Source organism: uncultured Aquimarina sp. (assembly GCF_947492405.1).
In the GTDB taxonomy this organism is placed as follows: Bacteria; Bacteroidota; Bacteroidia; order Flavobacteriales; family Flavobacteriaceae; genus Aquimarina.
This window is the reverse complement of sequence record NZ_CANLMP010000002.1, coordinates 210,637-237,390: the sequence shown is the minus strand read 5'-3', so window position 1 is coordinate 237,390 and position 26,754 is coordinate 210,637. Positions and strand designations below refer to the sequence as shown.

Here is a 26,754-nt window from a genome sequence, read left to right as displayed (position 1 = left end):
TAAATAAGAATGGTACGATTCATGAAATATAAAATGTATATTTATTTTATCATTTTATTTTTATGAAAAGAAGTGTTTTATTATGTTTTGTTGCTTTATTGAGTGCTTCTTTTTATGGAAATCAAACACAGTTTATTCCCGAAAAAAAGAAAGATACTGTAAAACAAATTGTAAAAAAGATTCCTTTATCTCACTCTGTATTAGCAACCGGTAATTGGTACAGGTTTTATATTGAGAAAACAGGAATATATAAACTTACTCCAAAATTTTTATCTGATTTAGGGTTGGATATTACGACAATAGATCCTGCAACAATTAAAATTTACGGAAATGGAGGACACATGCTTCCTCTTAAGAATAGTGAAAATACTGAGTTTGATCTAAAGGAAAATGCCATAAAAGTAGTAGTAGGAAAAAATGGTGGACTATCAGATGGTTATATCCTCTTTTATGGTCAAAGCACAAAAGCATACAATACAGATAGTAAAACCCATATTAATGTATACGATGATAAATCGTATTATTTTATAACCACATCTGGAAAAAGGGGAAGCAGAATAATCAATCCAGATTCCATTAATAAAAAAGCAGATACAATTATTACTACGTTTAAAGAAGATCAGTTTTATGAAATCGATCAATATAATTTGGGTATAATGGGTAGAAGGTGGTTAGGAGATCAAATTAAAAACAATGAAGAAAAACAATTTTCATTTTACTTTCCTGATAAAGTGGATGCAACACCAATTACATATAAAATTGTTGCAGTAGCTAAATCTCATAAACCGTCAAAACTTAAAATTAGGGTAAATAAACAAGAAGCTGGGCAAATTAAATTTAGATCTGTATCAAAGAGATTAATAGCAATAGAAGGTAGTTTAGAAAAAAAGATTAAAAACCAGGATGATGTTGTTCAGATAGGTTTACAATACGAAGTAGAAGCGAAATCACTAGGAGAAAGTTATCTGGATTATATTCGGGTTTCTGCAGAAAGATCATTGGTAGGAACAGATAAACAATTAGAATTTACGATTCCCAGTGCTGATTCTGAATACGAAATAGGAGAAATAAGCTTCAGAAAAGCTAAGAAAATCTCTGAAATTTGGGATGTAACCAATCCAGAAGCGGTTAGAGTTTTCGAAAACACTTCTTTTTCTAATAAATTTTCTTTCAGAACTCAATTAAATACTAAAAAAAAGTTTGTTACAGTTACTACTTCGGATTTTTATGAACCTGTAAAACCGAAAGCAAGTATTGTAGAGAATCAAAATCTGAAAGGAACCATTTTTTTAGATAAAGAAAATAACTTTAAAAATGTTGATTACATCATTATTACTCAAAAAGATATGTTAGTCGCCGGAGAGCGATTAGCCGATTTTCATAGAGTACAGAATAAGTTGAATGTTAAAGTGGTTCCTGTACAGAAAATCTATAATGAGTTTAGCAGTGGGAAACAAGATATAGTTGCAATCCGTAATTTTATTCGATATGTGTATGAAAACGCATCAGATGATAGCAAGAAGCTTTCTTATGTGTGTTTTATGGGAAATGCCACGGTAGATTATAAACATATGCTTAATGATACTTCACTACTAAATACATACAAGAAAAGTATCATTCCTAGTTTTATGAGTTATGATAGTTTTTCGAATACGAGGTCATATGTTTCAGATGATTTTTTTGCAATGATGGATCCAGAAGAAGGAGAAATGAAATCAACAGATGATCTCGATATTGTACTTGGTCGAATATTGGTTGATACAGATATTATGGCTGGTGATGTAGTAGATAAAATTATAAGATACTATCAGAGAAAATCTTTTGGAGATTGGAGAAATAATATCCTTCTATTATCAGATGATGTAGATAAACAGTGGGAGCAAGGCATTCAAAGAAATTTGAATAATTTAGGAGATTCTTTAGTTAAAAAATATCCCTTTTTAAATATTTCTAAAATATATAGCGACACATATATTCAAAAATCAACATCTGGTGGTGAGCGATATCCAAATGTAACTAAAAGACTAATAGAGAGAATAGAAGAAGGTGTTGCGGTATTAGATTATTTTGGACACGCAGAGGAAGAAGGTTTTGGTACAGAGTTTTTCTTTACTAAAAATGATGCTATTAACCTTAGGAATAAAGATAAACTGCCACTATTTATTACGGTGACCTGTTTGGCAACTCGATTTGATAATCCTTTTGATATCTCTATTGGAGAACATGTTTTTAGAAACCCAGATGGAGGTGCTATAGCTATGATTGCAACAACTAGAGAAATATTTATGAATGCAGGAGTTAGTATCAATAATAAAATAATGAAAACTCTTTTTTCAGAAAACGGCCCTTATTTGAAACCTGCAGAAACAGTGTTAAGACTAAAAAATGAACTAAGATATCAAGATAAAAGAAGTGTTTTTTTTATTGGAGACCCCGCAATGTCGCTTCAGATGCCAAGACCCGGTATTCGTATCACTAAAATTAATGGTGTTCCTACTCAAAAGTTTAAAGACACAATAAAAGCTCTGGATAAGATTAGGATATCTGGACAACTAGTAGATGGTTTGGGGAAGGTTAAAAAGAATTACGATGGAGAAATTTATATCAAGATATTTGATAAAAAAAACACTAAAAAGACATTAGGAAATAATAGGATTAAGGATAGAAAAGGAAATCTTATACAACTAGAATATAAAGATCAAGATGTAATACTATATAATGGAAATTTTAATATTAAAAAAGGAGGATTTGATTTCGAATTTATAGTCCCAAAAGATGTAAGCATGTCTGTAGGGAATTGTAAAATAAGTTTATATGCTAAAATGGATAGTGATTTGGAAGATGCGGTTGGTGTATATGAAAATGTAGTATTAGGTGGAATATCGAATGTAGAATCACAGGATACTAAAGGACCAGAAATTAAAGTATTAATAAATGGTAAAAAGTCGGAAGCAATTAATGTTGTTAAAACTAATTCAGAATTGAAAATAGAGCTTGCCGACGAGAATGGAATTAATGTTTCTACAATGGGAATCGGACATCAAATGAAAATGATTATCGACGGAAAAGAAAAATATAAGGTAATCCTAAATGATTTTTATACTAATAATGAAAATAGTTATCAGGAAGGATCAATTTCTTATACATTAAGTAGATTATCACAAGGACATCACACTTTAGAAATTAAAGTATGGGACTCTTTTAATAATTGTAGCACTAAAAAGATAGAAGTTATTGTATTGGATTCTTTATGAGATTGCTTAGTTTTATAATAATCTACTAAATCACTAGGCTTTTTATTAATAATATCATAATTCTTTTATTTCTGGTAATTTTTTCAATGATTTAAGACTAATGAATAGATTTTTATATATACATTTGTTTAATAACCTACTATTCCGATAGGGTAATAGGTTTTAAGAAAAAAAATGATTGTAGATCAAATGATATTAGATAAGGTAGCTACGAAGAAAACATCGTATGAGACTGATAGGACTTCAGAAAAACCATTGCGGAGTATAGCAAAGGCAGTGAGTTGGAGAGTAGTTGGTACATTAGATACATTGATAGTTTCGTATGTTTTAACTGGTGAGATAGCACTAGCTACTTCGATAGCATCTATTGATTTTATTACGAAAATGATTCTGTATTTCTTTCACGAAAGAATCTGGAATCGTATTAAATGGGGAAGATAATTGCGGTTTTACTTTTCGACTACGTTCGAAGTGATAGAAAAAGAAATATTAAAAATGAAATTTACAGAAAAGGAAATAGAGAACTTAAATAATACGCTAAAGGATAAAACGCCTTTAGAGATTACTCAATGGGCGATTTTGAATGCAAAAGCTCCAGTTGTGACAACAAATTTTAGACCCTATGAAGCCGCAATTCTTAGTGTTTGTTCTAGTTCGCTAGCGGATATTCCTGTAATCTGGTGTGATTCTGGGTATAATACACCTAACACCTATAAACATGCTGAGGAAGTTATTGATTTATTGGGACTTAATGTGCAATTATATGTGCCTAAGCAAACGTCTGCTCATAGAGATGTAGTTATGGGGATTCCAGATATTGAAGATCCGAAACATAAAGAATTTACACAGCAAGTAAAATTAGAGCCATTTAAAAGAGCAATGTCGGATTTTAAACCAGATGTATGGTTTACAAATCTTAGAAAAGGACAAACTGCTTTAAGAGATTCTTTGGATATTCTTAGTTTAGGGAGTGATGGAGTGTTGAAAGTGAGTCCTTTCTATTATTACAGTGATGCAGAATTAGATGTGTATTTAGAACAACACAATTTACCAAATGAGTTTAAGTATTTTGATCCAACAAAGGTATTAGGAAATAGAGAATGTGGGTTGCATACTAGTTAATCAAGAAAGAAACTAAAAAGAATGGAAGTAATTGAACAAATAAAAGAACAAGTTGTGAATGCAAAAGTGCTAAAAGTAAATCCCTTAGAAAGTGAAGCGATTTATATATTTAGAGAGGTTGTTGCTCAATTTGAGAAACCAGTATTACTTTTTTCCGGGGGTAAAGATTCTATCACCTTAGTTAGATTAGCTCAAAAAGCATTCTATCCTGGTAAGATTCCTTTCCCATTATTGCACATAGATACAGGTCATAATTTTCCAGAAACCATAGAGTTTAGAGATCGATTAGTAAAAGAACTTGGAGTAGAATTAATTGTTCGTAATGTTCAGGATTCTATAGATCAGGGTAAAGTAATAGAAGAAAAAGGAAAGTACGCTAGTCGTAATAGCTTACAAACTACTACGCTTTTGGATGCATTAGAAGAGTTTAAGTTTGATGCTGCTATAGGAGGAGCTCGTCGAGATGAAGAAAAGGCAAGAGCAAAAGAGCGTATATTCTCCGTAAGAGATGATTTTGGTCAATGGGATGAAAAAAACCAACGTCCGGAGTTATTTGATCATCTTAACGGAAAGATTGATTTAGGTCAGAACGTTCGTGTATTTCCTATCAGTAACTGGACAGAATTAGATGTTTGGAGTTATATCCAAAAAGAAGGTATTGAGATTCCATCGATCTATTTTGCACATAAACGTAAAACATTTATAAGAGATGGTATGATTTGGTCAGCAGAAGATGATGTGGTACATAGAGAAGATGATGAACTGGTTGAAGAAAGATTAGTGAGATTCCGTACTGTAGGAGATATGTCTTGTACCGCAGCAGTACTTTCTGATGCAATTACCATAGATAAGGTAGTTTCAGAAATTAGAGAATCAACTATTTCAGAAAGGGGAGCTCGTATTGATGATAAAAGATCCGAAGCTGCCATGGAAAAACGTAAACAACAAGGGTATTTTTAAAATAAGTTGATAGTTGTCAGTTGTTGGTTAATAAATTTTTTCCATCAACGATCAACCATTAACAATCAACTATAAAGAAATGGACGTATTAAAAATAGCAACAGCAGGAAGTGTAGATGATGGTAAGAGTACCTTGATTGGTCGCATTTTATATGATACAAAATCATTAACTACCGATAAACTAGAAGCCATTGAAACCAGAAGCAAAGCCAATGGATTTGATTACTTGGATTTTTCGTTAGCAACAGATGGATTAGTAGCAGAACGTGAACAAGGAATTACCATTGATGTAGCTCATATTTACTTTTCAACAAAGACAAAGAGTTATATCATTGCGGATACTCCAGGTCATATTGAGTATACCAGAAATATGGTTACAGGCGCTTCTACTTCACAGGCTTCGATCATTTTAGTGGATGCTAGAAAAGGAGTTATAGAACAAACATATAGACATTTTTTTATCAATAATTTATTGAGAGTAAAAGATGTTATTGTAGCGGTTAATAAAATGGATCTGGTTGATTTTTCGCAGGAGAAATACGAAGCAATCAAATCTGATTTTGAAAAGTTAATCGCAAAAAGTGATTACAAAGAACAAAATGTAACCTTTATCCCGGTTAGTGCATTACAAGGTGATAATGTAGTTGATACATCCAAAAACACACCTTGGTATAATGGTCAAACACTATTGGAACATTTAGAAGAATTGGACGCACAAGATGTTTATGAAAAAGCAGAAGTTCGTTTCCCAATTCAGACAGTAATCCGTCCTAAGAAAGATGAGTTTCATGATTTCAGGGGATATGCAGGTAAATTGTATGGAGGAGAAATTTCTGTTGGTGATGAAGTAACAATATTGCCCTCATTAACAACATCTAAAGTGAAGGAAATCTTCTTTTTTGACCAGAAGTTTGATACAGCTGGTAGAGGTAGCTCATGTACGATTACATTAGAAGATGATGTAAATGTGAGTCGTGGAGATATGATCGTAAAATCATCAGAAAAGCCAAGAGTAGAAAAACAACTTACCGCTACCGTTTGTTGGATGGATAGTAGAGATCTAAATCCAGGGACGAATTATTTCATTCAGAGTGGTAGTAGCAGAATTTTAGCAAAAGTGAAAAATATTAGCGGAACTGTGGCTACGGATTTTTCTGGAGAAGATACTGACAAAAATTCATTGAGTCTTAATGAGATAGGAAAAGTCCAAATACAATTAAGCAAACCTTTAGCCATTGATTCCTATAGTAATAATAAAACATCGGGGTCATTTATATTAATAGATTCTCAAACCAATAATACTTCAGGAGTAGGATTTATTGAATAGATAAAAGCCTTTTGCTGAAAAGAAAAAAACAAGAATTTTTAGAATTAAAAACCTTTACACAAAAGTCATAACTATATCCTTTTTTAAAGGTTGAAATACGAAAAAAAATGCAAAGTTTTAGAACTGAAATAGAAAACCCGATTGTCCAAAAAGACATTATAGAATTAGCTAATAAAATTGAGCAATTCCATAAGGGTAAAATTGATGAAGAGAAATTTCGTAGTCTTCGATTAGCACGTGGAGTATATGGACAACGTCAGGAAGGTGTGCAGATGATTCGAATTAAATTACCGTATGGTAAGGTGTTGAGTAATCAATTACGAAGAATTTGCGAAGTTTCTGATGAATATTCTAGAGGAAGGTTGCATATTACTACTCGACAGGATATTCAGATTCATTATGTAGATCTTAATAGAACTCCAGAACTTTGGGCAGAATTAGAACGTGATGATGTCACACTAAGAGAAGCTTGTGGTAATACAGTTCGTAATGTAACGGCTTCAGAAACGGCCGGTATCGATCCTAAAGAACCTTTTGATGTATCTCCATATGCAGATGCTCTGTTTCGTTTCTTTTTAAGAAATCCAATATGCCAGGAAATGGGTCGTAAGTTCAAAGTTTCCTTCTCAGGAACTGAAGAAGATACAGGATTGTCCTATATGCATGATCTTGGTTTTATAGCCAAAATTGAAAACGGAGTAAGAGGTTTTAAAGTAATGCTTGCTGGAGGTTTAGGTTCACAACCGAGGCACGCAGATGAATTGTATAGCTTTTTACCATCAGATAAAATTATTCCTTTAATGGAAGGAGTATTGAGGATTTTTGATCGTCATGGAGAACGTAAAAGTAGAGCCAAGGCGAGAATGAAATTCCTTGTAAAAGATATTGGTGTAGAAGCTTTCAAGGAACTAGTAGAAGCAGAGCAAAACGCAATTCTTCAAAAAACCGTCACAATAGACCCAGAGGTGTATACAGCATCAGTTCCTGTTTCAGTTGAAGTACCTGAAGTAGAAATTAAAAATCAAAAAGCTTTTGATTTATGGAAATCTACCAATGTAATTCCTCAAAAACAAGAAGGATATGTTGCTATTGGGATTAAAGTTTTATTAGGGGATTTTTATACTGATAAAGCAAGGTTGTTAGCCGATTTGGTAGAAAAATATGCGGCAGGAGAGATTAGATTATCACTACGTCAGAATATTTTGATTCCTTTTGTAAAAGAAGATTTGATCGCATTTTTCTATCAGGAATTAGAAAAGTTAGGATTCGTAGAAGCAGGTTATAATAAAGCAATTGATATTACGGCTTGTCCAGGAACAGATACGTGTAATTTAGGAATTGCAAGTAGCACCGGTATTGCAGAAGAATTGGAACGAGTGATTAAAACTGAGTATCCTCAATATTTAGAAAAAGAAGATCTAGTTATTAAGATTAGTGGATGTATGAATGCTTGTGGACAACACAATATGGCGAATATCGGCTTTCAGGGAATGTCAGTAAGAACTAAGGATAAGTTAGTAGCTCCAGCATTGCAAGTATTGCTTGGAGGAGGTAATTTGGGAGATGGAAAAGGCCGTTTTGCAGATAAAGTAGTGAAAATTCCAAGTAGAAGAGGTCCAGAAGCATTACGCAGAATCCTGAATGATTTTGAAGAAAATGCAAATGGTAAGACTTTTGTAGACTACTATGCTGATAAAGGAGAAAAATATTTCTATAATTTTCTAACTGATTTGTCTAATGTAGACAATTTAACTCAAGAAGATTTTATTGATTGGGGAACAGAAGAGGAATATGTGAAAGCCATTGGAGTTGGAGAATGTGCAGGGGTGGTCATTGATTTAATTGCTACCTTGTTTTTAGAAAGTGAAGAAAAGATTGAAAATGCAAAAAGATCATTTGAGAATGAAATATATTCTGATGCAATATATCACGCTTACAGTTCTTTAGTGAATTCTGCAAAAGCATTATTGTTAGCAGAAAATAAAAAGACCAATACGCATGCAGGTATTATAAGTCAATTCGATGAAGAATTTGTAGCTAGCGGAAAGATAAACCTGGATGGAACATTTGCAGATCTGATATATCAACTTCAGAAAAACGCACCAAACAAGGATTTTGCAGTGGATTATATCAAAAAAGCGGGGCAATTTTTACAGAAAGTGCAAGTGTTTAGAGCCCTTGAAGTAGAAAATGTATAATATCTTTACAAAGTCGTAAAAGCTTTAGAATAAAGATAATAAGTAATTGGAAATGAGTACTAAAACATCAAAATTAACAGTAGTTGGCGCAGGACCAGGAGATCCGGATTTGATTACGCTAAAGGCGATCAAAGCATTAGAATCTGCAGATGTGGTGTTATATGATGCACTCATCAATGAATCGTTGTTAGACTATGCACCCAATGCAGAAAAGATATTTGTAGGTAAAAGAAAAGGATGCTATGCTTTTCAACAAGAACAAATCAATGAGCTAATTGTTAGCAGAGCTAAAAGTCATGGACATGTGGTAAGGTTAAAAGGAGGAGACCCCTTTATTTTTGGTCGCGGAGCAGAAGAAATTGATTATGTAGAGCAATTTGGAATAGAAACCCATATGGTTCCTGGAATTTCGTCTTCGTTAGCAGTTCCGGCTTATCAAGGAATTCCTTTAACCAAAAGAGGATCATCAGAGAGTTTTTGGGTGATTACAGGAACGACGAAATCCCATAAATTATCACAGGATGTTTGCCTGGCAGCTAAATCTAATGCAACTGTGGTAATTTTGATGGGAATGAGCAAGTTAAGCGAAATAGTTAGTATCTTTGCAGCCGAAAATAAACAGGACGTTCCAGTAGCTATTATTCAGAACGGAACAACTGAAAATGAAAAGTTTGGCTACGGATCTATACGAACTATAGAGCAGGTAGTTTTAGAAAAAGAATTGTCATCACCAGCCATTATTGTGATAGGTGAGGTAGTGGAGCAAAGAGCGAAATTAGCTTCGATTTACAAAGAAGTAACAGAAGAAATCGTATCTTGATAGTTCAGGATAGCTATAAAGATGGAAGAAAGAAATAATTTATATCCAGTTTTTCTGAAAGTTAAAAATCTAGAAATCCTAATCGTAGGAGGAGGAAATGTAGCAGAAGAAAAACTAACGTTCTTATTAAAATCTAGTCCAGATGCTAAAGTAACAATGGTGTCACCAATGTATCGTGATGATACAATTGTGTTAGCAAATAAATTTGGAATAGAAATGATTAAAAAGAAATATCACAGACGTTTTCTAAAAGGAAAACATATTGTGATTGCTACTACGGATGTTCCTGAAGTGAATATACAAGTGTATAAAGATTGCAGGAAAAGAAGTAAACTGGTTAACGTAGCAGACAACCCTCCATATTGTGATTTTTATATGGGAGGTATTGTAACCAAAGGTAATGTAAAAGTGGCAATTTCGACTAATGGAAAGTCACCTACAACAGCCAAACGACTACGTCAGTTTTTTGAAGAAGTAATTCCGGAAAACATTGATGATTTAGTCAAAAATTTAAATGAATATAGAAAAACAATAAAAGGTGATTTCGAAGAAAAAGTGGAAACACTTAATGAATTTACCAAAGGATTAATAGGAAAAAAAGAAGTTGAACATGATCAAGACTGATATTCTAATCATCGGAGCGGGACCAACAGGTTTATTTACTGTTTTTGAAGCAGGATTACTAAAATTAAAAACACATCTTATTGATGCATTACCTCAACCAGGAGGGCAATGTTCTGAGATATATCCAAAAAAACCAATATATGATATTCCTGGATTTCCTGAGATTCTTGCAGGAGATTTGGTGAATAACTTAATGGAGCAGATAAAGCCTTTCGAACCTGGTTTTACCTTAGGAGAAAGAGCAGAAACCATCGAAAAACTAGAAGATGATACCTTTTTGGTTACAACTAATAAAGGTACAAAACATAATGCGCCAGTAGTGGCGATTGCTGGAGGATTAGGTTCTTTCGAACCACGTAAACCACCGATTCCTAATATTACGGATTTTGAAGATAAAGGAGTTGCCTATATTATTAGAGACCCAGAAGTATATAGAGATAAAAGAGTGGTGATTGCTGGAGGAGGAGATTCTGCCTTAGATTGGACTATTTTCTTAGCTGAAGTAGCAAGCGAAGTGACTTTAGTGCATAGAAGAAATGAATTTAGAGGAGCCTTAGATTCTGTAGAAAGAGTTGCAGAGTTAACAAAGTTAGGTAAGGTAAACCTTATCACTGAAGCAGAGGTAAAAGAAATCAAAGGAGGAGATCACGTAACTGGTGTTGGTATCAAGCATAAAACAGAAGGTGATATTGTGGTAGATACTGATTATTTCATTCCTTTATTTGGACTATCACCAAAACTAGGACCTATCGGAAACTGGGGATTAGAAATTGAAAAGAATGCAATAAAAGTAGATAATTCCTATGATTACCAAACAAATATACCTGGTATATATGCTATAGGAGATGTCAATACCTATAAAGGAAAATTAAAACTAATTCTTTCAGGGTTCCACGAAGCAGCAATTATGTGTCAGAGTGCCTATCAAAGAATCTTCCCGGACAAGAAGTATGTGATGAAATATACCACTGTTGGTGGTGTTGAAGGATTTGATGGTTCTAAAAAAGAAGCGAAAAAAGAGGTTGTAAAAGCCATAGTTTAAAAAACATAGAATAACATAGTCCTCGCAATTTATACTGAATGATTTGGTATATTTGCGAGGATTTTTATACTATTAAGACAAGAAATATGTCAGATGTTACCATAAAGATAAAAGATAGAGAAGGAGAATTACACGAAGTGCAAGCCCCTACCGATATGGCGATGAACCTTATGGAAGTATGTAAAGCATATGAACTTCCTGTAGAAGGAACTTGCGGAGGAATGGCAATGTGTGCATCTTGTCAGTGCTATATTTTATCAGATCATGAACTTCCGGAAATGAGCCAAGATGAAGATCTAATGTTAGCCGAAGCCTTTTATGTAGAAGATAATAGTAGACTTGGATGTCAAATTCCAATAACCCCGGAATTAGACGGTTTAGAAATTGAATTAGCACCTGAATCTTAAAAAAATAGAATAAACTTGCAAAACAAAAGGCTATGCCTTTAATTTGTAAGAAGAATAGCAGGTAAAACTGTTTAGTTCATACATTTATTTAATATGTTATCAAGAAAGGTGGAGGGAATAGACCCTATGATACCTTAGCAACCCTTTTAATGAAACTTAATTTTGAAAAGTGTTTAACCACGAATTCAAAATTCGTAGTTGAATTAATCCCGCAGGATAGCGGGATCTTTTATTTTGAAAGTTCAATCTACAAATCTATAAGGTTTCTTTAAAAGAAGGTGCTACGTTCTATTCGTATATTAAACGAAATAGATAACAATGACCATAGCTTTCGCTATTTCCATTTTTTTCTTGATATAACTTTAATTCAATTCCTTTTTTAAAGGATAAATTGGGTTTTCCCACTTTTTAAGGGGGAATGGCCAGTCAAGGCTGGTCAAGGGGGATATTTTATAATACCTCGTATTATTGATAAACGATAGAAATGAAAGACATAAAAAAAATACTGGAAGAAAGAATTTTGGTACTCGATGGAGCCATGGGAACTATGTTACAACGGCATAAGTTTACTGAAGAAGATTTTAGAGGAGAACGATTTAAAGATTGGCCCATTCCGGTTCAAGGAAATAATGATTTACTAAGCATTACTCAGCCTGAAGCTATTAAAGAAGTACATCGATTGTATTTTGAAGCTGGAGCCGATATTGTAGAAACTAATACGTTTTCCGGAACTACAATCGCCATGGCTGATTATGAAATGGAAGAATTAGTGTATGAACTGAATTTTCAATCAGCTAAAATTGCAAAAGAAGTTGCGGAGGAGTTTACGGCAAAAGAACCTCATAAACCTCGTTTTGTAGCAGGATCCATTGGTCCAACCAATAGAACAGCAAGTATGTCACCTGATGTAAATGACCCTGGTTTTAGAGCAGTTACTTTTGACGAACTTAGGATTGCTTATAAAGAGCAAGTAGAAGCTTTGCTTGATGGAGGTTCCGATATTCTTTTGGTAGAAACTATTTTTGATACGTTAAACGCAAAAGCAGCACTTTTTGCAATTGAAGAGGTTAAAGACGAGAGAAATATAGAAGTTCCAATTATGATAAGTGGTACGATAACCGACGCAAGTGGTCGAACATTATCTGGACAAACTGCAGAAGCTTTTTTGATTTCGGTATCACATATTCCAATGTTATCTGTAGGTTTTAATTGTGCTTTAGGAGCTAGTCAATTAACTCCACATTTAGAAGTTTTAGCGCAAAAAGCTAGTTTTGGAGTTTCTGCACATCCTAATGCAGGTTTACCAAATGCATTTGGGGAGTATGATGAAACACCAGAACAAATGGTAGGTCAGATAAAAGAATATATGGATAAAAGTTTGGTAAATATTGTTGGAGGATGTTGTGGGACAACACCAGAACATATAAAAGCAATTGCTGATTTAGCTAAAAAGTATGAACCAAGAAAGTTAACAGTTGATAGTTTTTAGTTTATGGAGTACGTAGAATTAGAGGTTTGGAAAGAATCAAGAATATTGGTTAATGTTTTGTATGAAGTAACAAAAGAGTTTCCTAAGGATGAATTATATGGATTAACAAGTCAGATGAGAAGAAGTGCAGTTTCCATACCATCAAATATAGCTGAAGGTTGTGGAAGAAGAACTTCAGCGGATACGTTGCAGTTTTTACATGTTTCAAGAGGGTCATTATACGAATTAGAGACGCAATCTTATTTGGCTTTGGATCAGGATTATATTCAAACTAAAGATCATGAAAATCTTTTTATCCAGATTTTAAAATGTAAAAAGCTATTAAGTGGATTTATAAACTATTATAAAAAAATAAGGGATGATAGAAAATAAACCACATAATCTATCAACAGATAACTCTCAACCATCAACTAGAAAGTACCTAAAACTCTCTGGACTGGAACCTATGATTGTTTCAGCAGAGACTAACTTTATCAATGTTGGGGAGCGAACTAATGTAGCAGGATCCCGAAAGTTCTTACGGTTAGTTAAGGAAGAAAAATTTGATGAAGCTTTAGATATTGCAAGACATCAGGTAGAAGGTGGCGCACAGGTGATCGATATCAATATGGATGATGGTCTGATCGATGGTGAGGAAGCCATGGTACGATTTCTTAATCTCATAATGGCAGAACCTGATATTGCCAGAGTACCTATTATGATCGATAGTTCTAAATGGGATATTATTGAAGCTGGACTACAAGTTGTTCAAGGGAAATGCGTAGTCAATTCGATTAGCTTAAAAGAAGGAGAAGAAGAATTTATTGCTCATGCTAAGAAAATAAAAAGGTATGGAGCTGCAGTTATTATTATGGCTTTTGATGAAGTTGGTCAAGCCGATAATTACGAACGTCGAATAGAAATTTCTAAAAGATCCTATGATATTCTTGTAAATCGGGTAAAATTTCCTCCTGAAGATATCATTTTTGATCTAAATATTTTTCCTGTAGCAACAGGAATGGAAGAACATCGAAAAAATGCTATCGATTTTATTGAAGCAACAAGATGGGTTCGAGAGAATCTTCCACACTGTAGTGTAAGTGGTGGAGTAAGTAATGTCTCGTTTTCATTTAGAGGAAATAACCCGGTTCGGGAAGCGATGCATTCAGTGTTTTTATATCATGCTATTAAAGCTGGTATGAATATGGGTATTGTAAACCCTGCGATGCTCGAAGTATATGATGATATTCCAAAAGACCTGCTTGAGCATGTAGAAGATGTAATTCTGGACCGCAGAGATGATGCCACAGAAAGATTATTAGACTTTGCAGAAACCGTTGTTGGAACTAGTAAGGAAAAAACAGTTGATCTTTCCTGGAGAGAAGAATCACTACAAAATCGCATTACAAGAGCTTTAGTAAAGGGAATTGATCAATATATCGTAGAGGATGTAGAAGAAGCAAGACAAGCTGCTGAAAAGCCTATAGAAGTAATTGAAGGTAACTTGATGGTAGGTATGAATGTAGTTGGAGACCTTTTTGGATCTGGTAAAATGTTCTTGCCACAAGTAGTAAAATCTGCAAGGGTTATGAAAAAAGCTGTAGCATATCTTTTGCCATATATAGAGGAAGAGAAAAAAAAGAATGCCCCCCAACCCCCAAAGGGGGAGCAGCACTGGAAAACCGCAGATCCCGTTTTGTACGGATTAATGAAGGAACATGCAGGAAGAATGCGAAACCAACCAACAGAAGCGGAATCTTTTCTTTGGAAAGCTTTAAGTGGTAAAAATTTGAATGGATACAAATTCAGGAGACAACATATAATAGGTTCTTATATAGCAGATTTTATTTGTTTGAAAGAAAACTTAATAATTGAAATAGACGGTTCAATTCATCAACTTCCTGAAAACAAATCAAGTGATAAAGAACGAACCGAATGGTTGGAGAAAGAAGGGTATAAAGTTATTCGTTTTACAAATAAACAAGTAATAAATGAAATTGATTTTGTATTAGATGAAATTTTAGAAACTATTGAAAAAGCTTCCCCTTTGGGGACGGGAGGGGCTGGTAAGGTTTTAATGGCTACTGTAAAAGGAGATGTTCACGATATTGGTAAAAATATAGTATCAGTAGTTCTGGGCTGTAATAACTACGAGATTGTGGATCTAGGAGTAATGGTTCCACCAGAGAAAATTATTCAAACGGCGATTGATGAACAAGTAGATGTCATTGGGCTAAGTGGATTAATAACTCCATCTCTTGATGAAATGGTGTTTTTAGCAAAAGAAATGGAGCGCAGAAATTTTAAAGTTCCATTATTGATTGGTGGTGCTACTACATCTAAAGCACATACAGCAGTTAAGATTGATCCGCAATACAAGAATGCCGTAGTCCATGTAAATGATGCTTCCAGAGCAGTTACGGTTGTTGGAGATTTGCTTAATAAGAGAAGCAATCAAAAGTATGTGGGAGACCTTAAAGAGGATTATGAAAAGTTTAGAGAAGGTTTTCTGAAAAGAACCAAACAGAAAGAATATTTATCCATAGAAGAAGCAAGAATAAATAAATATAAGATTGACTGGTCTTTTTCTGAAATTACTAGACCTAATAAACTAGGAGTAGAGGTTATTGAAGATTTTGATTTGAAAAAATTAGAACCTTTTATTGATTGGACACCATTTTTTAGGTCTTGGGATTTACATGGTAAGTATCCAGCAATTTTAACGGATGATGTGGTTGGAGAACAAGCTACTTCCTTGTTTAAAGATGCGCAAGAGTTATTGCAAAAAGTGTTTGATGAAAAACTATTAGGCGCCAAAGCGGTTTATGGTTTGTTTGAAGCTAACACAGTTAATGATGATGATATTGAAATTAAATACCCTTACACTGAGCCAAGTCGAAGTGCGGGTAATTTTAGATTCAGAACACTCCGACAACAATTGAAGAAGCATGCAAGTAAACCTAATTTTGCTCTAGCAGATTTTATTGCACCAAAAGAGTCGAATAGACAAGATTATATGGGATGTTTTTGCGTAACTACGGGTTTTGGAACCAAAGAGCTGGCTGAAGCTTTTGAAGCAGATCACGATGATTATAATTCAATAATGATCAAAGCATTGGCGGATCGATTAGCAGAAGCTTTTGCAGAGTATTTACATAAAAAAGTACGTAAAGAAGACTGGGGATATGCTAGTGAAGAACAACTCACTAATGATGAGTTAATTAAAGAATCATACAAAGGGATTAGACCAGCTCCAGGATATCCAGCTTGTCCAGATCACCTGGAAAAACTTACAATCTGGGAAGTTTTACAAGTCAAAGAAAAAATAAATGTTGAGCTAACTGAAGGATTAGCAATGTGGCCTGCGGCATCAGTGTCGGGATACTATTTCGCAAATCCTGAAGCCCGATATTTTGGATTAGGTAAAATAAAAGAAGATCAGGTAAGAGATTTTGCAGAAAGAAAGAGTATTGACTTTGAATACGCTAAAAAGTGGCTCAACCCAAATCTTATTGACTAACTAAAAGAAAATTACCAACTTAGAACTATACATTAATGAAGGTTACAGATCACATAAAAAATGCAAAAGGAAAGACCTTATTTTCTTTTGAGTTAATACCACCACAAAAAGGGAGAAGTATACAGGAACTCTATGATAATATAGATCCTTTGATGGAATTTAATCCTCCGTTTATTGATGTAACTACTTCTAGAGAAGAATTTATTTATATCGATCGAGAAGGCTTATTGGATAAAAAGTTGACTCGTATGCGTCCAGGAACTGTAGGAATTTGTGCGTCAATAACACATAAATATAATGTGGATACTATTCCACATGTACTTTGTGGTGGCTTTACAAAAGAAGAAACTGAATATCTACTTGTAGATTGTCATTATTTGGGAATAGATAATGTAATGGCGCTTCGTGGCGATGCTATGAAGGAAGAAAAGTATTTTAATCCCACAAATGGAGGCCATTGTTATGCTAATGAATTGGTAGAACAAATCGTAAATATGAATAATGGGCGATTTCTTCATGAGGTGATAGAGAGTGATAACCAATCCGATTTTTGTATTGGAGTGGCAGGATATCCAGAAAAACATATGGAAGCACCATCTATGGATTCTGATATTAGAAGACTAAAAGACAAAGTAGATGCAGGTGCAGATTATGTGGTAACACAAATGTTTTTTGACAATAAGAGATATTTTGCCTTTGTAGAGAAAGCGAGAGAAGCAGGTATTGACGTGCCTATCATTCCAGGAATCAAACCAGTAGCAGTAAAAAGACATTTGCAACTATTACCACAAGTTTTTAAATTGGATATGCCTGATGAATTGGTAAGAGCAGTAGAAAGTTGTAAAACAAATAAAGAAATTAGAGAAGTAGGAATTGAATTTGCTATACAACAATCAAAAGAATTGATGGAATACGGAGTTCCGGTTTTACACTATTATTCAATGGGTAAGTCGGATAATATAAAGAAAATAGCTTCAGAAGTATTTTAATTACTCATAAATAAACTTTTATTTTGTATTGATAATTTAATAAGTAATTTGATGAAAAATAAGGTGTTTTTTCTTATTGTTTTTGTTTTTACTATTTTTGGATGTAAAAATGATGATGATGTTCAGTTGCGCACTGGAGATATAAAAATAACAGTAGTAACAGAAAATAATATTATAGTTTTAGGTGCTATTGTTAAAATACTACCTAACGATATTGAAAAAATCACAAATGAAAATGGCGAAGTGTTTTTCGAAAATTTGTCCGAAGGAACTTATACTGTTATGGTTAGTGTTCCTGGAGATACAATAAATGAAGAATTTGTCATAGAGCCTGGTCAACTTAACTTACTGACTATTATAGTAGATGATGTGGTAGTTATAGAACCAGATCCTTTAGATATTAATTTTCTTATTAATACTATTTATGCTCGTTTAAAAGATAATACGCTTTTTGATTCTGGTGGTTACTCTATGTACTGGGGGGACATTGGAGTAGATATAGTCTCGACTAACACTACAATTTCTTCTAATTATAGAGGATTAGATAAATTCGACCTTACGCCAACTAATACGATTATAAATGATATTTGGGTTAGTCATTACGAAACCATAATAGAAGCTAATACAGGAATAGAATTTCTTGAATCAATTGATCCGATTTCTAATCCGGAGATAGATAAAGAGTTGCTTACTGGTGAATTAAGGTTTTTAAGGGCATTATTATATTTTAATTTAGTAAAATTATATGGTAACCCGGTTTTGACCACTTCTGGAAATAATATTGATATTAATAACCCTCCTGTTTTTATTCAGGATACAGAGCAAGTTTATGATTTGATAGTTGCAGATTTAGAATATGCTCAAGATAATCTAATGGTTTCCGGTCCCAATAATAGAGCTTCGGTGTCAGCTGCTCAAGCATTATTAGGTAAGGTATATATCCAAATGGCAGGTTTTCCACTTTTTCAAGCTGATAAGTATCAAAAAGCATTAGAGCAATTTGAAAGACTTCAAGGCAGGTACAGTTTAGAACCAAATTATGAAGATGTTTTTAATGTGTCTAATGAAGTTAATAATAGCGAGATTATTTTTTCAATAGATTTCAGTTCAGATGATCCTAACGAAGGGAGTAATTATGGTGTGCTTTGGGGACCTTTAGGGTTGGCTATAGAAGATAACCTGCTATTAGTTCCTAGTTTTTTAGAAAATTATTTTGAAGGTCCAATAGCTTTTCCATTAAACATAAACGATCAAAGATTTAATCAGAATATATCCACGTTTACAGTACAAAATGGTATTGCAACAAATACTGAAGATATAGCCAATTGGAGGCCTTATAAATTTAAAAAAGATGTATCATTACCCGTTATTAGGAATGGAGAATCTTTTGATTTTCCTTATTTACGGTATGCAGATATTCTCTTGTTGATTGCTGAAGCAGAAAACGCAATTAATGGACCTACACCAGCAGCTTATAATGCAATTAATGAAGTTAGAAGGCGGGCCTTTGGTTCTATAGATTATGAATTAACAGATGGTTTAACCCAGGAAGAGTTTTTAGATGCAATTCTGAAAGAGCGTCAATTGGAGTTGTGTTTCGAAGGACATCGTAAAGATGATCTTATAAGAACACAAAGATTAGAATCAACAATTAATTCATTTAATATTAACAATCCAGGAGATGTGAAAGATTTTCAATCCCATGAATTTATCTGGCCAATACCGCAGATTGAAATTAATCTTAACCCCAATACAGTTCAAAATCCAGGATATTAATTTTTTAAAAGAATCTTTGTTTTATAATAAGTTTATTTCTAACAGTAATTTAGAAGTACTTAGAGTGTTTAAAAAGGTATTACTACATTTGCCGGAATGATTTTACGGACTACTATACTTTTTTTTATTTTTTCTCTTCAGGGGTTTGCACAATATGAAGACCAGACAGATTCTGATTACAGCAAAGCGTACTATAGTTTTGATGTAAATAATTTCTACGGAACTATTCTGAAACATAATCCTGATATATCACATTTAATTACAGGACATCCATCAGGAGTTATTCTTTCTGTAAATCGAAAAACTTTTGGTAATAAAGAATGGCAGCAATTGTATAATTCTCCAGATTATGGAGTGTCGTTTATTTATCAAAATATGGATAATGAGTTTTTAGGAGAAAACTATGGACTCTATGCGCATTATAATTTTTATTTTCTTAACCGAATTTTGATGCTGCGACTTGGGCAAGGCTTGGCATATACAACAAGTCCTTATGATGAAGATAATAACTTTAGAAATGTAGCCTATGGTTCTCATTTTATGAGTTCTACTTTTGCTATGTTAAATCTAAAAAAAGAAAATATAATTGGGGGATTAGGGTTGCAAACTGGGTTAGGAGTGATTCATTATTCTAATGCGAACTTTAAAGCACCTAATAAAAGTACTAATACTTTTGTTTTTAATGTGGGTCTTAATTATTTATTAGATACAGAATACCCTAAATATATTGAAAAAGAAAAAGGAGCTGTTAGAGGTTCTGAACGTATTGGTTATGGATTTATTTTTCGAGGAGGAATTAATGAAAGTGATGTCGTAGGATCTGGTCAATATCCGTTCTATACTATTGGAGCTTTTGCAGATAAGCGATTGAATAAGAAGAGTAGTGTTCAGTTAGGAGTAGAACTGTTTTTTTCAGAAGCACTCGAAAGGTTTATAGATTTTAGATCTACAGGAAGTTTTAATGATGGAACTACAGGTGATGAAGACTCAAAAAGAGTTGGAGTTTTTTTTGGACATGAATTAAGAATTAATAAAATATCAATACTTACTCAATTAGGTTATTATGCTTATTATCCCTATGATTTTGAGGGACAAGTATATAATCGTTTTGGAGCGCGATATTATTTCAATAAAAATATATTCGGATCGATTACAGTAAGATCGCATGCGGCTAAAGCCGAGGCGGTAGAGTTTTCAATTGGATACAGATTATGAAAAGAATAACCCTAATAGTGTCAGTTTTTTTATTTATCGCTTGCGATACGGAAAATGCTTTGGACTGTTTCCAAAGAACCGGAGATATTATAAGACAAGAAGTTGAGATTTCTGATTTCACAAGAATTTTAGTCAATCCAGGAGTTGAATTAATCCTAAAAGAAGGGGAAACAACTTCTGTGATTATAGAAACAGGGGATAATTTACTCGATGAAGTATCTACAGTTGTAGAAGGAGATCGTCTAATTCTGAGTAATACAAACGATTGCAATTTTGTCAGAGATTTTAATCAAACCAAAATTTTTGTTACAGCTCCTAATATTACTGAAATTAGAAGTGAAACACAGTTTGGTATTTCTTCTGATGGAGTTTTAAGATATCCTTCATTAAGATTGTTGTCAGAGGATTTTAATGAAGATAATGGGGGTAATACTACGGGTACTTTTACTATAGAAATTGATACTGAAAGATTGTCTGTCGTAGGAAACAATATTGCTTCTTTTTTTGTAAAAGGGAATGTTATAAACCTAGACATCGGGTTTTTCTCCGGAACAGGACGATTTGAAGGATCAGAACTTATTGCAGAAAATGTAGAAGTCTTTCATCGAGGAACAAATAAGATAATTGTAAATCCTCAGCAATCGATTAAAGGAGAGATATTAAGTACTGGAGACGTTATTTCTATAAATAGACCTTCAATAATAGAAGTTGAAGAGTTTTTTACTGGTAGATTAATATTTCAATAAACCATATTCTTGTTTAAATAAAGGAATATTCTCTGTTTTATTAAAAAGGTGTGAGCTTTCTTTGTTCGGGTTTTTATTTTGTTTATTAAACTTTTCCACGAAGTCATTAGTATTGTTAGCGTCCTCTTACCTATATGTTTTAAAGGAATTTATGTTGTTTTTGTTATTATAGTTTTTTAAATGTTTTTCAAAGAGAAATATACACTAATACCGTAAAAGTATTGCGTTTTTATTATTGCATAATGTGGTTAATAATTCATACATTGATGTAATCCTTCCAATAGAATCCCCCATTATAAAATCTAAGGAATTGTGCTATGAAAGAACGAGAAAATATAGAAGTAAACCCTATTTCAAGTGATAGAGAAAATTATTTAAAGAAGGAATTATACAATCTTATCAAAAAAGATGATTCAATTTTTGAATTCTTACAGGACGCAGCGATTGATGGACTTTGGTTTTGGGATTTAGACAAACCTGAAAATGAATGGATGAATCCTAAGTTCTGGATTACGTTAGGATATGATCCGAATAAAATGCCTCATAAATCATCCGCTTGGCAGGATATTATCAATAAAGATGACCTAAAACGAGTATACGCTAATTTTTCTAAACATTCCCAAGATCCATCGTATCCATTCGATCAAATTGTAAGATATCGTCATAAATTGGGTCATACGGTTTGGATTAAATGTAGGGGGATAATTTTACGAGATGATGAAGGGACGCCCAGAAAAATGCTTGGTGCGCATACTGATATTACGCAAGTTAAAAGAGCAGAACAAGATCTTAGGAAGAGAATAAATTTCTTTGAACATATCATCGATGGTACAGATTTAGGTACTTGGCGATGGAATGTGCAAACAGGAGAAACTGTTTTTAATGAACGTTGGGCAGAAATTATCGGTTACTCGCTTTATGAGTTAGAACCAACTACTATTAATACTTGGATGGAATACTCCCATCCAGAGGATCTTGAGAAATCTAATAAACTTTTACAAGAACATTTTGATGGAGAGACTTCAATTTATGAATGTGAAGCTCGAATGAAACATAAAAACGGAGACTATGTATGGGTGTTGGACAAAGGAAGAGTAGTAAGTTGGGATGATCAAGGAAACCCTGAATGGATGATAGGGTCTCATCAAGAAATTACTAAAAAGAAAAAGGATTTTGAGCGTAATAAGCTTTTTATTGAACAAACACCAAGTGCAATTGCTATGTTTGATCGTAAAATGAACTATTTAGCTGCATCAAAAAAGTGGTTTGAAGTTTATAATATAAAAGATAGAAATGTAATTGGAGAATCACATTTTAGGGTATTACCTGAAATAGCTGAAAAATGGAAATCTAATTATCAAAAGTGTCTAGAAGGTGAAGTTATAAAAAATGACGAAGAATGTGTGGAAAGAGAAGATGGCACTATTCAGTGGTTGTCTTGGGAACTTCGCCCTTGGTATTCTAATGAAAACAAAGTAGGAGGGCTAATATTTCACGCTTCGGATATTACAAAAATAAAAAGAGAACAAGAGCTTAAATCTTTACTGAAGGTAACAGAAGGCCAAAATAAAAGATTGAAAAATTTTGCCCATATTGTTTCGCATAACCTTAAGTCCCATTCCGGAAATTTTGAAATGCTTTTGGATTTGTTTTTTCAGGAGAATCCAGATATGCGAACTAATGAAATAGCCCAGCTTTTTAAGACAGCATCTCAAAACCTTTCAGAAACGATTTCACATTTAAATGAAGTTGTACTAATAAATACCTCAATAAATGAAAGTTTAGTGCCTATAGATTTAAAAAAGTCTATTGATGAAGCTACAAGAAGTGTGCAGGCGATTGCAATTGAGTCTAATGTAACTATAAACAATAAGGTTGATGAAGGGATTAAAGTATTAGCTATTCCGGCATATTTAGATAGTATATTGCTTAATTTTATTACCAATGGGATTAAGTACAGCGCCAAAGAAAAAGATAGTTATGTTACTTTAAGGACTACTAAGAAAAATAACGAAGTAGTGTTAAGTATTGAAGATAATGGACTCGGGATTGATCTTGAGAAGCATCAATCAAAGTTATTCGGCATGTATAAAACATTTCATCCTAGTATCGAAAAATCCAGAGGTATTGGTTTATTTATAACCAAAAATCAAGTAGAAGCTATTGGTGGTCGAATTGAAGTTGAAAGTAAAGTGAATTCAGGTACAACTTTTAAAATTTTTATGAAACATGAGAAAGATTGATGTAGCCTGTGTAATTGATGATGATCCAATTTTTGTTTTCGGTATTAAACGAATAATAAAGATTATAGGTTTTTGTAATAATCTTCTGGTTTTTAAAAATGGAAAAGAAGCATTAGATAATTTAAAATCTATTATTTCTGAAAACCAAAATGTTCCGGATGTTATTTTGTTAGATTTGAATATGCCTATACTAGATGGGTGGCAATTTCTAGATGAATTTGTTAAAATCCCTTGTAGAAAGAAGATAACAATATATATAGTTTCTTCATCTGTTGATCCTGAAGATGTGCTTAGAGCAAAATCTTATGAGGAAGTTTGTGATTATATTGTAAAGCCAGTTACAGTAGAAATGTTAAAAGAAGTATTACAAGACTTTGAAAATGCTAGCTAGATGTACTTGTTATAAGTTTACTTTGTTAACTCTCTAAATAGACTCTCTAAATCTTTGTTTTTTCTTGAAAGTTGAAGAATTTTTAACTCATTATCATGTGCAAAATCAAAAACGGTAGAGCGCATATCCGTAGTTGTATCAAATACGAGTTGATAGGCAAATCCATGAATGTTCTTAACATTTTTTATGTGGTCAAGTTTTAGTAAGAAAGCTTCTTCAACTCGATAATCAAACTCGACTTCAATAATCTGATCCGTTTGATCCATCATTTCGTTTAAGTTCTTGTCAGCTACTATTGTGCCTTGATCAATTATAATAACACGATCACACATGGCTTCTACTTCTTGCATGATATGTGTAGAAAGGAAAACAGTTTTTTCCTTGCCAACCGATTTAATTAGTTCTCTAATATCTACCAGTTGATTTGGATCAAGACCCGTAGTAGGTTCATCGAGGATTAAAACTTTTGGATCGTGTAATAATGCACAAGCTAATCCAACTCTTTGACGATAACCTTTAGATAATTGACCTATTTTTTTGTTCGATTCTGGTGTAAGACCAGTTAGTTTAATGACTTCTTCTATTCTGGATTTTGAAATTTTATATACCTGAGCATTAAACGATAAATATTCCCTTACATACATTTCTAAATATAGAGGATTGTGTTCAGGAAGATAGCCAACATTCCTTTGTACATCAATTGGTTGCGTACTTATATCAAAACCATTCACCAATGCTTTCCCTTCTGAAGGATCCAAATATGTGGTTAAGATTTTCATCATTGTAGACTTACCGGCACCATTAGGACCCAAAAAACCTACAATTTCTCCTTCATTTACTTCAAAAGAAACTTCTTTTAAAGCATTTTGCTGATCATATATTTTGGAAATATTCGAAACTGAAATCGACATGAAATAATTTTTATCAAAAATAAACAATAAAGTTTCCCATACTAACGGGTTTTATTGATATTTATGTTTTGATCAAATATAAAACTCAGAAGAATGTTTGATTTCTTTTAAAACAAATGTACTGTTCAGTACTCCAATGTTTTCAATTTTGGAAAGCTTCGTTTTTACAAAATCATGATACTCTTCCAGGCTTTTGGTGTGGATTTTTAAAATAAAATCTACTTGTCCAGCCATATGATAACACTCCTGAACTTCATCTAAATTCTGAATCTGTTCTTCGAATTTCTCGATAAAAGCTTCATTATGATATCGCATAGAAACTTGGCAGATAGTTGTTATTGATCTGTCTATTAGTTTTTTATCAAGAATTGCTACATATTTTTTTATGAAACCTTGTTTTTCTAATCGCCTAACTCTTTCATAAACAGGAGATGGTGTTAGATTGAGAATCATTGCTATTTCTTTTGCAGTTTTTTTAGAATCTCTCTGAAGAATTCTAAGAATTGTGGTGTCAGTCTGATCTAATTGTTCCATTTAGTTATGGTAAAAAATTACTTTAAAATAGATAATTAAGCGTATTGTAAAAGTAAATATAGCTTGTATAATTTAAATATGAAGGAATAATTACTTAGTTTTTGATAAAAATCGGATATAAAAGTTGCTATTAGTAATTTAGTAAGTGAATAATGCTTAGTAAGTGTTAAAATTTTAAGAACGAAGATGGATACAAAAATTTTAGTAATTGGAGCAAATGGTCAATTAGGTTCAGTGTTGACTAAGGAACTTAGGAAGAAGTATACAATAGAAAATGTAATAGCTTCAGATCTTAAAGAAAACGATAATCATAAGGGCATTTTCGAAATTATAGACGCCACAGATAAGGGTAGAATTCAGGAAATTGTAGAAAGATATAACATAACTCAAATATATCATTTAGCTGCGATTTTATCGGCAAAGGGTGAAGAAACCCCATTAGCTACTTGGGATATTAATATGAAGACATTGTTTAATGTTTTGGAAGTGTCTAGGGATAATAATATTGATAAAGTGTTTTTTCCAAGTTCAATTGCAGTTTTTGGAGAAGGTGCACCTTTGGAGAACACACCAGATGATGCGTATCTTAATCCGGCAACGGTATACGGTATAAGTAAAGCGGCTGGAGAAAATTGGGCACAATACTACTTTATGAGATATGGTTTGGATGTTAGATCTATTAGGTATCCTGGAGTTATTGGGTATCAATCATTACCTGGAGGAGGAACAACCGATTATGCAGTAGATATTTATCATAAAGCAGTGTTAGAAGAAGAATTTAATTGTTTCTTGAAAGAAGATGCAACACTTCCTATGATTTTTATGGATGATGCGATTAGAGCAACAATCGAACTAATGGAAGCACCAAAAGAAAGTATTACTGTAAGAACTTCTTATAATGTTGCAGGAATTAGTTTTTCTCCTGAAGAAGTTGTTGCCGAAATTCGTAAATTATATCCTGATTTTAAAGTGAATTATAAACCGGATTTCAGACAGGAAATTGCTTCAAGGTGGCCAAGATCAATTGATGATACCTCTGCTATAAAAGATTGGGGATGGCAACCAGAGTTTAATCTGAAAGATATTACAGAGATAATGATCCAAAAATTACAAGAAGGATATAAGAAAGGTTCACAAAATAAGGAGATTTTAATGTTTTAAAACATGTCTCATCAAGATAAGAAATAGATAATTAGCAATAAAAATA

22 protein-coding genes and 1 riboswitch are annotated in these 26,754 nt (G+C 33.0%); of the genes, 20 read left to right on the top strand and 2 right to left on the bottom strand.

What is annotated here, in order from left to right:
- The first annotated feature begins 62 nt into the window (after positions 1 to 62).
- From porU to Q0829_RS07315, 19 genes are all read left to right on the top strand, one after another.
- Positions 63 to 3,254: a type IX secretion system sortase PorU gene (porU, locus tag Q0829_RS07405; protein WP_298541541.1), complete on the top strand. Its 3,192-nt coding sequence runs from the start codon at positions 63 to 65 to the stop codon at positions 3,252 to 3,254.
- A 174-nt stretch (positions 3,255 to 3,428) separates the two neighbouring features.
- Positions 3,429 to 3,695 carry a DUF2061 domain-containing protein gene (locus Q0829_RS07400; RefSeq protein ID WP_091407649.1) on the top strand — a complete coding sequence of 89 codons (267 nt, stop codon included), beginning with the start codon at positions 3,429 to 3,431 and terminating at the stop codon, positions 3,693 to 3,695.
- A 54-nt stretch (positions 3,696 to 3,749) separates the two neighbouring features.
- Positions 3,750 to 4,376 carry a phosphoadenosine phosphosulfate reductase family protein gene (locus Q0829_RS07395; protein WP_298541540.1) on the top strand — a complete coding sequence of 209 codons (627 nt, stop codon included), beginning with the start codon at positions 3,750 to 3,752 and terminating at the stop codon, positions 4,374 to 4,376.
- A 21-nt stretch (positions 4,377 to 4,397) separates the two neighbouring features.
- Complete coding sequence (gene cysD, locus Q0829_RS07390) at positions 4,398 to 5,336, top strand: sulfate adenylyltransferase subunit CysD (RefSeq protein WP_298541539.1); 939 nt, start codon at positions 4,398 to 4,400, stop codon at positions 5,334 to 5,336.
- A 79-nt stretch (positions 5,337 to 5,415) separates the two neighbouring features.
- Complete coding sequence (locus Q0829_RS07385) at positions 5,416 to 6,663, top strand: GTP-binding protein (protein ID WP_298541538.1); 1,248 nt, start codon at positions 5,416 to 5,418, stop codon at positions 6,661 to 6,663.
- Between the two features lie 107 nt (positions 6,664 to 6,770).
- Entirely contained in the window at positions 6,771 to 8,861 is a 2,091-nt protein-coding gene (locus Q0829_RS07380; protein WP_298541537.1) for a HEPN domain-containing protein, read from the top strand.
- 52 nt (positions 8,862 to 8,913) lie between these two features.
- On the top strand, positions 8,914 to 9,681 hold the full coding sequence (cobA, locus tag Q0829_RS07375; RefSeq protein ID WP_298541536.1) for a uroporphyrinogen-III C-methyltransferase: 768 nt from the start codon (positions 8,914 to 8,916) through the stop codon (positions 9,679 to 9,681).
- Between the two features lie 21 nt (positions 9,682 to 9,702).
- A complete protein-coding gene (locus Q0829_RS07370; RefSeq protein ID WP_298541535.1) occupies positions 9,703 to 10,305 on the top strand; it encodes a bifunctional precorrin-2 dehydrogenase/sirohydrochlorin ferrochelatase in 603 nt (200 codons plus the stop codon).
- Entirely contained in the window at positions 10,292 to 11,347 is a 1,056-nt protein-coding gene (locus Q0829_RS07365) for an NAD(P)/FAD-dependent oxidoreductase (protein ID WP_298541534.1), read from the top strand. The genes Q0829_RS07370 and Q0829_RS07365 overlap by 14 nt, the downstream gene beginning before the upstream one ends.
- An 86-nt stretch (positions 11,348 to 11,433) precedes the next feature.
- Positions 11,434 to 11,754: a 2Fe-2S iron-sulfur cluster-binding protein gene (locus Q0829_RS07360; protein ID WP_298541533.1), complete on the top strand. Its 321-nt coding sequence runs from the start codon at positions 11,434 to 11,436 to the stop codon at positions 11,752 to 11,754.
- A gap of 93 nt (positions 11,755 to 11,847) precedes the next feature.
- Positions 11,848 to 12,073: riboswitch (SAM riboswitch) on the top strand.
- 165 nt (positions 12,074 to 12,238) lie between these two features.
- A complete protein-coding gene (locus Q0829_RS07355) occupies positions 12,239 to 13,243 on the top strand; it encodes a homocysteine S-methyltransferase family protein (RefSeq protein WP_298541532.1) in 1,005 nt (334 codons plus the stop codon).
- Between the two features lie 3 nt (positions 13,244 to 13,246).
- Positions 13,247 to 13,615 carry a four helix bundle protein gene (locus tag Q0829_RS07350; protein WP_298541531.1) on the top strand — a complete coding sequence of 123 codons (369 nt, stop codon included), beginning with the start codon at positions 13,247 to 13,249 and terminating at the stop codon, positions 13,613 to 13,615.
- Complete coding sequence (locus tag Q0829_RS07345) at positions 13,602 to 16,742, top strand: vitamin B12 dependent-methionine synthase activation domain-containing protein (RefSeq protein WP_298541530.1); 3,141 nt, start codon at positions 13,602 to 13,604, stop codon at positions 16,740 to 16,742. The genes Q0829_RS07350 and Q0829_RS07345 overlap by 14 nt, the downstream gene beginning before the upstream one ends.
- Positions 16,743 to 16,777: 35 nt before the next feature.
- Entirely contained in the window at positions 16,778 to 17,731 is a 954-nt protein-coding gene (gene metF / locus Q0829_RS07340; RefSeq protein ID WP_298541529.1) for a methylenetetrahydrofolate reductase [NAD(P)H], read from the top strand.
- A 51-nt stretch (positions 17,732 to 17,782) separates the two neighbouring features.
- Positions 17,783 to 19,507: a RagB/SusD family nutrient uptake outer membrane protein gene (locus Q0829_RS07335; protein WP_298541528.1), complete on the top strand. Its 1,725-nt coding sequence runs from the start codon at positions 17,783 to 17,785 to the stop codon at positions 19,505 to 19,507.
- Between the two features lie 96 nt (positions 19,508 to 19,603).
- On the top strand, positions 19,604 to 20,722 hold the full coding sequence (locus tag Q0829_RS07330) for an acyloxyacyl hydrolase (RefSeq protein WP_298541527.1): 1,119 nt from the start codon (positions 19,604 to 19,606) through the stop codon (positions 20,720 to 20,722).
- Positions 20,719 to 21,468 (top strand): head GIN domain-containing protein, encoded by a 750-nt coding sequence (locus Q0829_RS07325; protein ID WP_298541526.1) that lies wholly within the window; start codon positions 20,719 to 20,721, stop codon positions 21,466 to 21,468. Before Q0829_RS07330 ends, Q0829_RS07325 begins: the two co-directional genes overlap by 4 nt.
- Positions 21,469 to 21,785: 317 nt before the next feature.
- Entirely contained in the window at positions 21,786 to 23,711 is a 1,926-nt protein-coding gene (locus Q0829_RS07320) for a PAS domain-containing protein (RefSeq protein ID WP_298541525.1), read from the top strand.
- Positions 23,698 to 24,102, top strand: coding sequence for a response regulator (locus Q0829_RS07315; protein ID WP_298541524.1), 405 nt, complete (start codon positions 23,698 to 23,700; stop codon positions 24,100 to 24,102). The genes Q0829_RS07320 and Q0829_RS07315 overlap by 14 nt, the downstream gene beginning before the upstream one ends.
- A gap of 17 nt (positions 24,103 to 24,119) precedes the next feature.
- On the opposite strand, the gene gldA is transcribed toward Q0829_RS07315, so the two are convergent.
- Both gldA and Q0829_RS07305 read right to left on the bottom strand, forming a co-directional pair.
- The gene (gene gldA / locus Q0829_RS07310; RefSeq protein ID WP_298541523.1) at positions 24,120 to 25,013 is read right to left on the bottom strand and encodes a gliding motility-associated ABC transporter ATP-binding subunit GldA; all 894 of its coding nucleotides are present in this window, start codon (positions 25,011 to 25,013) and stop codon (positions 24,120 to 24,122) included.
- A 72-nt stretch (positions 25,014 to 25,085) separates the two neighbouring features.
- Complete coding sequence (locus tag Q0829_RS07305) at positions 25,086 to 25,547, bottom strand: Lrp/AsnC family transcriptional regulator (RefSeq protein WP_298541522.1); 462 nt, start codon at positions 25,545 to 25,547, stop codon at positions 25,086 to 25,088.
- Positions 25,548 to 25,733: 186 nt separating this feature from the next.
- Between Q0829_RS07305 and Q0829_RS07300 the strand changes: the two genes are divergently transcribed.
- Positions 25,734 to 26,708, top strand: coding sequence for an NAD-dependent epimerase/dehydratase family protein (locus Q0829_RS07300; protein ID WP_298541521.1), 975 nt, complete (start codon positions 25,734 to 25,736; stop codon positions 26,706 to 26,708).
- Positions 26,709 to 26,754 lie beyond the last annotated feature (46 nt).